Below are 12978 nucleotides of genomic sequence, written 5' to 3'. Positions count from 1 at the left end.
GAAAAATGCTCTAATTCTGCTGCATAATGTATGATTTAACTTTAGACCTGATATGAAATTAACCTACAGAAATAGCTTGCTATTTTTTACCATTTTGATGAGTGTCCTTGCTGCTGGTTGCAATACGCAGGAAAAACAAGAGGATGCTCCACCCAACATCGTTTTTATCATGAGCGATGACCATGCTTACCAGGCCATCAGTGCCTACGGTCATGGCCTTAATGAGACGCCACAGATTGACCGGCTGGCGGAGGAAGGTGCACTTTTTACCAGAGCCACCGTCACCAATTCGATATGTGCGCCCAGCCGTGCAGTGGTTTTAACTGGAAAACACAGTTTTCTCAATGGGAAAGTGGACAATATTCAACCCTTTGACTGGGACCAGAACAATTTTGCCAAAATGCTGCAAGAAGCCGGGTACAATACGGCCATGGTGGGGAAGATTCACCTGGATGGCTTGCCGCAGGGATTTGACCATTCTATGGTATTGCCCGGACAGGGGCATTATTATAACCCTGATTTTTTGGTCAATGGGGAAAGGCAGCGCTTTGAAGGGTATGTTACTGAACTTACTACCCAATTTGCGCTGGATTGGCTTAAAGAAGGAAGGGATCAGGAAAAACCCTTTCTCCTGATATACAACCAAAAAGCCCCCCATCGCAATTGGAAACCTGCTCCCAAATACCTGACACTGTACGATGACAAAACCTTTGACCCGCCTGCCAATTATTTCGACGACCTTACGAATTATGAAGGCCGGGGCACTGCCGCCAAAGAGCAGGAAATGGAAATCGATGGGCACGCTATGTGGGGACATGATTTTAAGTTTGAAGTGGACCCTAATGGAGACAGCACCGGATTTGCCAGGGAACTGAATCGTTTGTCAGAGGAACAAAGGGCTCAATGGAGGGAGGCCTACAACCCCAAAAACCAGGCTTTTCTGGATGCATATCCCCGGGCCGAAGAGATTGCTTTTGAGGATAAGGAAAAGGAAAAGGAGATCGCAATCTGGAAATTCAACAGGTACATCAAGGACTACCTGAGAACGATCAAGTCTGTAGATGATGGAGTAGGAGAGGTGCTGGATTACCTGGAAGAAAACGGCCTCGCCGAAAATACCATTGTAGTCTATACCTCGGACCAGGGCTTTTACCTTGGGGAGCATGGGTGGTTTGACAAGCGATTTATGTACGAGCAGTCTTTCCGGACCCCCTTATTGGTCCGGTATCCTAAGGAAATAAAGCCGGGGACTAAGATCGATAAACTGGTCCAAAACCTGGATTTTGCGCCCACGCTGCTCGATTATGCCGGGGTGGAAGCTGCTCCTGAAATGCAGGGAGAATCCTTCAGAACCCTGGTGAGTGGGGAGACGGGAGAATGGCGCGATGCGGTATATTATACTTACTATGAGTATCCATCCGTTCACATGGTCAAAAGGCATTATGGCGTTGCCACAGAAAGGTATAAACTGATGCATTTTTATTATGACATTGATGAATGGGAAATGTACGATCTGGAAGAGGACCCCAACGAAATGAACAACATTTATGACGATCCCTCATACGCAGATGTAAGGGAAGAAATGCACCAAAAACTTAAGGATCTCAGGGACAAATACGGAGATTCTGATGAAATGAACCAAAAATACCTGGATGCTTATTTGGAACATATGGAGCGCAATAACAGGTAATAAAATCAGTATATTTACTACATGGAAACCAAAAAACCCGATGTAGTCAAAGAACCGGATTTGGAATACACCAACCATTCCTATGCCGACTATCTGAGCTGGCAAATGGAGGAAGTGGTAGAGCTCATCAAAGGCAAAATTTTTAAAAAAGCGGCGGCAGCACCGAAGCGTATCCATCAAAAAGTGTCTGTCGAATTGTCCTTCAGATTAACCGGGTTTCTGAAGGGGAAAAAATGCCAGGTGTATACCGCACCCTTTGACGTAAGGTTTCCGGATAATTCCACAGCAGACCATAAAATACACGATGTGGTGCAGCCCGACATTTGTGTGATTTGCGATCCGGAGAAATTGGATGACCGTGGCTGCATAGGAGCCCCGGATTTAATCGTAGAGATACTTTCTCCCTCCAATAGTAAAACTGAATTAAAGCATAAGTTTGAACTGTACGAAGTAAACGGGGTACAGGAATATTGGATCATCCATGCCGAAACCCAGGATTTACTTATTTATAGCCTTAATAGCGGCACATATGTTCCTTCCAGGCTGTTTACCTCAGGCGATGTCGTGGAGTCAAAGGTCATCAAAGGGTTTAAACTGGATTTGGAGGAGTTTTTTGAAGATATAGAATAGGCAAAAAACCATGTCTGGCATTGGTGGTTTTTACTGTCCTAAATACAGCGGATTAACACCTGTCTCCGGGCTGTGGAGCATCAAAAACTTTAAGTTTCCATATTTTGCAACGCTACCCTTAAGCCAAATATTTGGTTATTTTGGCATATTTAACCAATTAGAAATGCTGTAATAATTGGAGCTGACCTTTTTAATTTCTTAGATATTTATATTTTTTTTCGATATTATGGGGTCATTTCCAGCCTTGCTTCCCTCTTCATATTAGTAAGCCCAATAATAATTAAACCCAATGAAACCTGAAAAAAAGGAAATTCTCTCAGCCAGCCATTTGGTTTTGCCTTTGAACCAAAATGAATCCTTAATCAAGTTTGAAAGCAATACGGATGAGGAGATTTGGAATGCCTTTGATAAGGGGAATGAATTGGCTTTTAATTACATCTACAGGGTTCATGTGAAGGCCATGTTCAGGTACGGGTCTCAGATTACCTGTGACAGCGGATTGATAAAAGACTGTGTGCAAAATATTTTTATCCAATTGAGAGACAAAAGAGGTAGCCTGGGTTCCGTCAGCTATATTAAAGGCTATCTGTTCAAATCCCTGCAGCGGGAAATCATCCGCAAACTTAAAAAGGAAACAAAATTTGGCAGGGATGGGCTGGATCAGAAAGAGAACTACTTTCCGATCACCTTGTCCCATGAGTCAATCCTGATTCAGCGGGAAAAGGATGAAGAAATGAGACAAGAAGTCCGGAAGGCATTGACAGCATTGACGGCCAGGCAAAGACAAGCCATTTTATTGCTTTACGAAGAGGGAATGAGTTACAAGGAAATTGCCGATATCATGGAATTCAGCGAAGTAAAATCGGCCAGGAAAATCATTTACCGGGGCCTGGCTACTTTAAAGGGCACTTTAAAAAAATACGGAAGGATCAAACCTATTATTTAGATTGGCAATAGCGAAATGAGATATACAGATTACGATATCATCGATTTTCTTTCGGATGAATTTTTTATCCAATGGGTGAAAAGGCCAGATAAGAACACCCGGCATTTCTGGGAAAAGTGGATGCAGCAACATCCTGAAAAAAGGGAGACGGTGTTGGAGGCTGCTTCTATTATCAGATCCGTAAAGTATGCCCATTCCATTGGGCTTTCAGATGAAATGTATGTGGAAACCTTTGAGACCATTATTAAAGCCGGTAATCAAAAAAGCGGCAATGAACCGAAAATTGAATCCTGGTTTTCCTTTTATCCTTTAAGAAACATTGCAGCAATTGCCATCCTATGTTTTTGTGGCTGGATGGTTCATTACCACATGATTGTAGGTGTTGAACCGGTAAAACCAGTGTTAACGGAGGAAATTACTGTTTTTAGAAGCGTTCCCCCTGGAAAAAGGTCCGTTATCACTTTGGCAGACAGTAGCAGGGTTTACCTCAATTCAGGTAGTGAAATAGAATATCCCAAGGCATTCAGTCAGGGGGTTCGATGGGTGAGATTGAAAGGAGAAGCTTTTTTTGAGGTCAGGAAGAATGGTCATTCCTTTAGTGTTTTTGCCAGAAGCACGGAAATTAAGGTACTTGGCACCTCTTTCAATGTAAAAGAAGATAAAACTAATTTATCCATCGCCCTGCTGAGTGGGAAGGTTCAGGTAAACGATCAAAAAGGGAATCAGGTCCAGCTGAATCCAGCTGAAATGCTGGAAATAGAAGGGGATGGTAAATTTTCCAAAACAGGTTTCGATCCCCTGGAAGTAACGGGATGGAAGGATAAAATATTGGTTTTCAGGTCGGCTTCTTTTGAAGATGTTAAAGTCAAAATTGAAAATTGGTATGGGGTCGACCTGAAATTGATGGGTAAGGTGTCAGAGAATTGGAAATATTCCGGTATGTATAAGGATGAAAACCTTGAAAATGTATTGCGAGGGATATGCATCACCTCAGGCTTGCGGTACAAAATAGCAAACAGAAACATAACAATATACAACCCAAACTAATAGCCCTATGAAAAAATTGGATACAGGATAAATCAAAAGACAGGACCCTTTCTGGGGAGAATGGGCCCTGCCAGAACTTGCCTTCACAAGTTTTCAGGAAATAAAGGCAAGTGTTCAAGTATACAATCACTTAAACAAGTCAATATTATGAAAAAAAATATACGGAGACAACTTATTATGCTGTCCAGGCGAATGTTTCATGGTTTCTTAATTCAGTTGCTTTTTTGTACGGTTCTACTGGCCAATACGGGAAATGCGCAACGCAAAAATATAGAGCAGGTAAAAGTATCTATTCATCTGGAAGATGCACCTTTATCCAGTTTCTTTAGAGATATTGAATCCAAAACGGATTTTAGGTTTACCTATAACCATGATCAGTTAGATTTAAACAAACCAATCAATATCAATGAACGCAGGGTTTCCTTGTATCAGGTGCTCAGTACCATTGGGGGACAGGTTTCCCTAAGCTTTACCCAGGTAAATGACAACATCCATGTTGGGATCCCTGAAAGGGGGAATAGTTCAGTTACCATTGATGTTGACGATCTCCCCATTGATATTTCCGGCACCGTTACCGATGAAAACGGGGAGCCATTGCCGGGAGCAACCATAACCGTGCTTGGAACTACTACGGGTACCGTGACAAATATTGATGGCAACTATTCCATGTCTGTTCCGGATGATGCCACCCTGGTTTTTTCTTACATTGGCTATGAATCCAAAACAGTAGCTATCGGGTCTCAAACGACCATTAACATCACCCTGTTGCAGGATGCTTCTTCATTGGAGGAAGTGGTGGTGATCGGGTACGGTACACAACAGAAATCAGACATGACTGGCTCGGTTGGATCTTTGGATAAAGAAGTCATTCAACAACTCGCCCCTACTAATATTCAACAGGGCTTAGCAGGAAGGATTTCTGGAGTGAATGTAACTCAAAATTCTGGACGACCAGGGGGTCGGCCAACAATTAGAATTCGGGGAAATTCTTCAATATCAGGAACAAATGAGCCTCTTTACGTAATAGATGGAGTTATATTACCTGTGGTTAATCTATCCAATGGTACTTCGCCAATTGATTTTTTGGACCCAGGAAATATTGAGTCCATTGAGGTACTTAAAGACGCCTCAGCAACAGCAATTTACGGGGCTCGAGCTGCAAACGGTGTAATTTTGGTTACAACAACTAAAGGAAAAAGGAATGAAGGAGGAAGATTAACTTATGATGGTTCTTTTAGTGCTGGCGTGCTTCCATCTAAAATTGATCTATTGAATTCAGAGCAATTTTTACGATTAGAGGAATTGGCTTATCAAAATGCAGGCAAATATGGTTTGGGAAATAGTGCCGTAGATCCTAGAACAAAAAGAACTGACCCGCGTCTCTTTGATTCTTCGGGTAATCCCTTGTATGATACTGATTGGCAGGAAGAAGGATTTCGAACAGCTATTAGTAATCGTCATAATCTGTCTTTCTCAGGTGGAGATAGCAAAACTAGTTATGCTTTCAATTTAGGCTATAGGAATGAAGAGGGAATTCTTAGAAGATCATCCTTAAAACGTTACTCTGGTCGTTTTACAATGGACACTCAAGTTCGTGATTGGTTAACAATTGGTGCATCTTTAAATTACAGCGCTCAAAATGAAAGTCAACCAAGAGCAGTAGGATCAGGGGGGATTTCTCCAACCAGATCAATATTACAAGCGCCTCCTATTATACCTGTCAGGTATCCGGATGGTACTTTCGGAAGAACATTAGACTATCCAGGAATGGAAGGTGGTGCCCAACCAGTTAGATTGGTAAATGAGGTTAAACGTCTTTTAAATGCCGTCAATACAATCGGGAATGCTTATGCAAATATAGAACTTGTAGAAGGTCTCATATTTAGAAGTACAATAGGAGTCAATCTTATTGAACAGGAGGTTCAATACTATGCTGCTGATGAACTACAGTTCATTTCAGAAAATGGAGACGCTTCAATATCAGATGAAAGACATACATCCTGGCAATCTGAAAACTACTTAACTTATCAGAAAGAAATTACCGATAATCATTCTTTTAATGGTTTGCTAGGAGCATCGTGGCAACGTGTAACAAATTTTTCAAAATCTGTTTCGGCTGAGAATTTTTTAGATAATTATATTGAATTCAATAATTTGGGAGTAGCTGCTAATCCCAGACCTCCATCCTCTAATGGCAATGCTTATAGTCTTAACTCATACTTTGCCAGAATGAACTATATTATCAATAATAAATATTTATTTACCCTGACAGGCCGTATGGATGGCTCTTCCCGGTTTTCCGATGAAAACAAGTATGCTTTCTTTCCTTCCGGGGCTCTCGGTTGGAGAATATCAGAAGAAAATTTCATGCAAAACTTATCTCTTATTTCTAATCTAAAATTACGTTCTAGTTACGGACTAACAGGAAATTCTGAGATCCCAAATTATCAAACGGTGGCAGGTCTAGGCAACTATTCTTATATCTTAAATGGGCAAAGATTACCTGGTATAGGTATTGCAAGAATGGCAAACACTGATCTCAGGTGGGAAAAGAGCAGTCAATTTGATATAGGAATTGAATTAGGAATCCTTGAGGATAGGATAACTTTTGAAAGTGATTTTTATTATAAAAAAACGGAAGACATGTTGTTAAATGCTCCAGTACCAGCTACTAGTGGCTATAACAATGTAATCCGAAATATTGGAGATATGGAAAATCGTGGAATTGAATTTGCGCTTCGAGCAACTAATGTTACGAATGCGAATTTCAACTGGACTACTATATTTAATATCTCTATGAACCAAAACAAAGTCCTAAGCCTAACAGGAGGCCAAGATATTATACAAGGAGGTAACCCTGTTACAGGAAATAGAATCATTAGAGAAGGAGAACCTGTTAACTCTTTTTACGGATTTATACAATTGGGTACTTGGAATTCGGATGAAGTAGACCAAGCCTCATCTTATAATCGTCTCCCGGGAGATATTAAGTACAATGACATCAACAATGACGGTGCAATCAATAATCAAGATAGGGTGATCATAGGCAATGGTTTGCCAGATGGATATGGTGCATTGATAAATAATTTCAAATATAAGGATTTCGAGTTGGTGATAGATATGCAGTTTATGTATGGTAACGATATTTCCTATGGTACTAAGTCTACATCACAAGATAGAACAGGTATAACAAATGTTTTTTCAGAAGTATTAAATGCTTGGACTCCGGAAAACCAAGATACATTCATTCCTGAGATAAGACCGACTTCGGCATATCGCGACCGGCAAACTTCATCTGGCAGAATCTACGATGGCTCTTTTTTAAGAGGTAGGAATATTTTATTGGCATATAATTTCCCTTCCAATAGAATTAGTAAATGGGGATTAAGCAACTTAAGAGTGCAGGCTTCAGTACAGAATTTCTTCGTAATAACAGGTTATCCTGGTTATGACCCAGAAGTTTCTACTTCAACCGAAAACTTCTCACAAGGTGTAGATTTATATAGCTATCCGAAACCAAGAGTATTTCAATTAGGATTGAGTTGTACTTTATAATTTTGAATAATAAAAACAATATAATACTATGAATATTTCAAAATTCTTTCGCCCTTGGTTATTAAGTATTCTAATAATTGGAACAGGTTGTGAAGCTTTTCTCACTGAAATTGATCCATCTAATTTTAATACGGATAATTACTTTACTCAACCTTCTCATGCAGAATCAATTGTGACTGCAACCTATCAAAGCTTATATCCAATTCATACAGCGCAATCATGGCTGATAACAGAATTGCGAACCGGTGCTGCTAATTCTACTTTTTCTGCAAACGGGGGGTTCCCGAGCTTTTTTCTCGTGAGGAATCTTGATATGAGTGCTGATCATCCTTCTGTGGAGCAAATCTGGAATAGTCATTATCGAGGTATTGGAAATGCCAATTTGGCGATATTAAGAATACCTGGTATTAATATGGACGAAGCTCAAAAAAGCAGATTAATAGGAGAAGTTCGATTCTTGCGGGCGTACTATTATTTTAATTTAGTTAGAATTTTTGGCGATGTTCCGTTAATTTTACAACCTGTAGATTTGGGAAGCGAAGACTTAAACCCAAACCGCTCACGAGTTGAAGATATTTATGATTTGATTGTACAGGATCTGAGCATAGCTGAAGATGCAGGCTTGCCTTTTAATGATGAGAGTGGAAGAGTAACTTTAGGCGCTGTTAAATCTCTCCTGGCCGACGTATATTTGACTATGGCAGGCTATCCCCTGGAATTGGGGAATAATTATTATGAAATGGCCAGAGCAAAAGCCAAAGAAGTTATTGATGCTCAAGAATACATCTTGTTTGATTCCTACGATGCTTTTCGTGATAAAAGTAAGGACAATACAGGCGAACATATTTTTATGGTTCAATTTGATGAGTTAGAACAACCATCAAATGCTTTGCAGATTGGTCTGACACCATTTAAACTGGGAGTTTCGGCATATTCCTCTGAACAAGGTTTTACATTTGCACAACGTGAATTTGTTGAGTCTTACGAAAACGGAGACAAAAGAGCAGAGGAAGGGGTATACTTTTTTTCAAGATATTCGTCAGAGTCAGATAGAAGCAATACAATAGAATTTGGAGACTATTATAATTATAAATTCTTTGATGAGAATGCTCACCTTAATTCCGCACAATCAGGCCTTAATTGGCAAATCATCAGATATGCTGATGTACTCTTTGATTATGCAGAAGCTTCCAACGAATTATCAGGCCCAACTCCGGAAGCATACGAGGCCATTAATAATATTAGGATTCGAGCTAATCTTCCTGAACTTGCAGGACTAAGTAAATCAGAGTTTAGAGAAGCGGTTTGGAAAGAAAGATGGCATGAACAATATTTTGAAGGTGAGATATGGTTTGATATGGTACGGACAAGAAAAGGATACGATTTCACAAATGGTCAATTTAATGACTATGTCGGACATAAATTTGTTGATGGTGTATCCTTGGAAGAAAAAGATCTAATATTTCCAATTCCAACGCCGGAAATTAGAAATAACCCTAATCTTGAACAAAACCTAGGATATTAACTTCAAAATTATATAATATATGAAATTATGCTTTTCAATACTTGCTCTATCGCTTAGCTTTTCGGCAGTTTTTGGTGGAAACAGTAATCACTCAGAAGTAGAACAAAAACCTAATGTCATTGTGATTATTACTGATGATCAGGGATATGGTGACTTGGGCTACAACGGTAATGAAATCATTAAAACGCCCTCGTTAGATCAATTCTTTCGAGAGTCGATTCGGGCAACAAATTTTCATGTATCTCCTACCTGTTCTCCGACCAGGGGGGCGTTAATGACAGGGCGTTATACTAACCGGGTTGGTACCTGGCATACAATTGCAGGTCGTAGCTTACTATTTGAGGATGAAAGGGTTCTTCCCCAAATTTTTGCTGAAAATGGCTACGCAACGGGCATGTTCGGTAAATGGCACCTTGGTGATAATTATCCATTTCGACCTGAAGACAGAGGATTTCAGGAAGTTGTCAGACATGGTGGAGGGGGCATCACTCAAGGTCCAGACTACTGGGGTAATAATTACTTTAATGATACCTATTGGAAAAATGGAGAACCTCAAGAATATGAAGGATACTGTACAGATGTGTTTTTTACTGAAAGCATGAAGTTTATAGAGGCGAATCAAGATAATCCATTTTTTGCCTATATCTCCACCAATGCTCCTCATGGCCCCTTCCATGTACCGGAAGAATACTATAATCTTTATAAAGACGAAGACCGTTTATTGGAGCGTCAAAAACGATTTTATGGGATGATTACAAATATTGACCGAAACGTGAAGCGGCTGGAAGACCAATTACAAAAATTGGGATTGGCAGATAATACGATTATTATATATATGACCGACAATGGTACGGCAGCAGGGTATGCTGAAAGAGATGCACGAATTTATGGATATAATGCAGGTTTTCGAGGTACCAAGGGTAGTGAATATGATGGTGGGCATCGCGTGCCGTTTGCCATTCGTTGGCCTAAAGGTCATATAAACGGAAATAAAGAGATTAGTCAGCTACTCGCTCATATCGATCTCCTGCCTACTTTAGTTGATTTGGCTGGCTTATCATGGATGGGAGGTAAGCAGGTCGATGGGATAAGTTTTGCACCGCTGTTACGCGAAGAAACCGACAAATGGGAGGCCCGCACTTTGATTGTAGATTCCCAGCGAACACTTAATCTTGTCAAATGGCGGAAGTCGGCTGTAATGGATGATACTTGGAGATTAATAAATGGTCAGGAGCTATACAACATCAAAAAGGATCCAGGTCAATCAGAAGATGTGGCAGCAGAGTTTCCGGAAGTGGTGGTCGGATTGCAGGAAAGTTATAACAAATGGTGGGCTACATTAATGGAGCAACAAGTCAATGAACGTTATGCATACATAAAGGTTGGTACTCCTTATGAGAACCCTGTTCGTATTAGTTCACATGACATGCATATATATCCTTACAAAAATGCATGGCACCAGCACGGAGCATTAGAAGCGGTAGGAGGTAAAGGTATTCTAAAAGTTGAAATAGCTAATGAGGGTAGGTATAAAATTAGTCTTCGGCGATATCCTCGGGAAAGCGGGCTTTCCTTCAACCAAAATGTCCCAGCCAAAAAAGGGAGCATTGAAATTAACGAACCTATGCCTAACAGCAATAATCAGATAAATATAAAAGAAGCCACTCTTTATTTAGCAGATATCAGTACAACAAAGCCGATTATAAACAATGAAGCCGAGGTAGATTTTGTTGGATTTATTCCTGCCGGGAAATATGACATGACTGCCTTTTTACAGGATGATCAAGGCCGGATGTATCCTTCCTATTATGTCTACATTGAAAAAATGAATGACCAAGATTAGAGATGAGATGAACAGAAATGTTAAAGATAGCAGGCGGTTTTTGCTTTTAATACTTTGTTTTTTTGTATTTAATTTATTTTCTGGATGTCAAAAAAAAATACTCAAAGACAATAAAAGGCCAAATATTTTATTTTTGATGGCAGATGACCAGCGAGCAGATGCGTTTGGTTTCATGGGTAACAGTAATGTCCTTACTCCAAATTTAGATAATATGGCATATGATGGAATTGTTTTTGAAAATGCATATTGCGTAGCCCCAATTTGCCAGCCCAGCCGAAGCTCTATTATGACAGGACAATTTTTGGGTACTCATGGATCGGGATTTGACCGACCAACAAACTACATCATTACTGAGGATGAATTCAAAACCAGTTACCCGGTGTTATTACGTAGTAATGAATATTTTACTGGATTTATTGGGAAGTTCGGATTTGCGGTAGGAGATGGGAAAAAGGTCAAAAACAAAAATTTCCAAGATGAAAAAGCTTATATGCCTTCTCATCATTTTGATATTTGGAACGGTTTTCCAGGTCAGGGAAGTTACTTCCCAAAAGATGGTAAATTCAATGGTTATGAAAATAATGGGAAAGCTTCGCATTTGACTGAATTTATTGGAAATCAAGCCATTGATTTTTTTCGAAAAGCCACTCTATCTGGCAAATCTTTCTGCTTATCAATTAGTTTTAAAGCTCCACATGCTCCTTTTACTCCTGATCAAGAATTCAGTAAAAAGTATATTGGACCCTTTATTCCTCGAATGGTGAATGATAAGCCCGAGTACTATGAAAAACTACCTGAAGTAGTTAAAGAAAAAAGCCGCAATGCCCGGTGGTATTTTGGAAGGGTAGAAGATTATTACGGTCAGAAAATAAGCTACAGGCACGATTGGCATATTGAAGTTGACAGTATATATCAAGAATATATCAAAAACTATTATGCACTTATTTCTGGAATCGACCATACTGTAGGTAGAATAAGAGGTGAATTAAAAAAATTAGGAATAGAAAAAAATACAGTAATCATATACACTTCTGATAACGGTTTTTTTGCTGGTTCTAGACAACTAATGGGGAAGTCCCTACTTTATGAAGAATCAGTTAAAACTCCCATGATTGTTTATGATCCTACTATATCAAAAAAGGAGGGCATAAGAAGAGAAAAGGGCCTTATTTCCCATGTTGATATTGCACCTACCTTACTGGACATAGCAGGAATAGACATTCCTAAAAATTATCCAGGGAATAGTTTCATGCCAATTGTTCTCGGGGAAAAAGAAAAGGTACATGATGCAGTTTATGGTGAAAATAATTACGATGATAATTATCCTGTTCCTTCTGAAGTACCTCCTACAGAACATTATCAATCCATTCGATCAAAATTTGTCAGGACACCCAATTATAAATACATCAGATACCATGAGAATAATCCCGTTGTAGAATATCTTTATAAAATGGAAGAAGATCCTCTTGAAATAAACAATCTCATAGATGATCCAAATTATGTAGATATTGCTAATGAATTACGTGATATGTTAAATATTTTTGAAAAAAAGTATGTTAAATTTAGTAATTAAACAGTGGCGCAAGGAGGTTATTATGAAGTAAATTTTAAATAATCTGGCAATATCAGTTTACAATTATGAGGAAGTTTAACTGCCTCAACCAAAGAAAAATAGTTGCTTACAGTGCTATTGCTTTAGGCCCTTGAAAATGGTAAATTTTTCTCAGCTAATATATTTAAAA

Annotated in this window: 8 protein-coding genes; all 8 read left to right on the top strand. The window is 39.4% G+C overall.

The annotated features are described in order from the left end of the window. Positions 1–52: 52 nt before the first annotated feature. The 8 genes from HUJ21_RS18155 (at position 53) to HUJ21_RS18120 (ending at position 12809) form a co-directional block, all read left to right on the top strand. The gene (locus HUJ21_RS18155) at positions 53–1690 is read left to right on the top strand and encodes a sulfatase (protein WP_291371983.1); all 1638 of its coding nucleotides are present in this window, start codon (positions 53–55) and stop codon (positions 1688–1690) included. A gap of 21 nt (positions 1691–1711) precedes the next feature. Then, entirely contained in the window at positions 1712–2320 is a 609-nt protein-coding gene (locus tag HUJ21_RS18150) for a Uma2 family endonuclease (protein ID WP_291371982.1), read from the top strand. 289 nt (positions 2321–2609) lie between these two features. Further along, positions 2610–3266, top strand: a complete 657-nt coding sequence (locus tag HUJ21_RS18145) for an RNA polymerase sigma factor (protein WP_291371981.1) — start codon at positions 2610–2612, stop codon at positions 3264–3266. Positions 3267–3281: 15 nt separating this feature from the next. Then, on the top strand, positions 3282–4313 hold the full coding sequence (locus HUJ21_RS18140; protein WP_291371980.1) for a FecR family protein: 1032 nt from the start codon (positions 3282–3284) through the stop codon (positions 4311–4313). Positions 4314–4460: 147 nt separating this feature from the next. Continuing rightward, positions 4461–7868 (top strand): TonB-dependent receptor, encoded by a 3408-nt coding sequence (locus HUJ21_RS18135; protein WP_291371979.1) that lies wholly within the window; start codon positions 4461–4463, stop codon positions 7866–7868. A 28-nt stretch (positions 7869–7896) separates the two neighbouring features. Continuing rightward, on the top strand, positions 7897–9393 hold the full coding sequence (locus tag HUJ21_RS18130) for a RagB/SusD family nutrient uptake outer membrane protein (protein WP_291371978.1): 1497 nt from the start codon (positions 7897–7899) through the stop codon (positions 9391–9393). A gap of 19 nt (positions 9394–9412) precedes the next feature. After that, complete coding sequence (locus HUJ21_RS18125; protein ID WP_291371977.1) at positions 9413–11236, top strand: arylsulfatase; 1824 nt, start codon at positions 9413–9415, stop codon at positions 11234–11236. Next, complete coding sequence (locus HUJ21_RS18120; RefSeq protein WP_291371976.1) at positions 11223–12809, top strand: sulfatase-like hydrolase/transferase; 1587 nt, start codon at positions 11223–11225, stop codon at positions 12807–12809. The genes HUJ21_RS18125 and HUJ21_RS18120 overlap by 14 nt, the downstream gene beginning before the upstream one ends. Positions 12810–12978 lie beyond the last annotated feature (169 nt).

Origin of the sequence: Cyclobacterium sp., from assembly GCF_014762705.1 — a bacterium.
GTDB lineage: Bacteria > Bacteroidota > Bacteroidia > Cytophagales > Cyclobacteriaceae > Cyclobacterium.
This window is presented reverse-complemented; position numbering and strand designations above follow the sequence as displayed.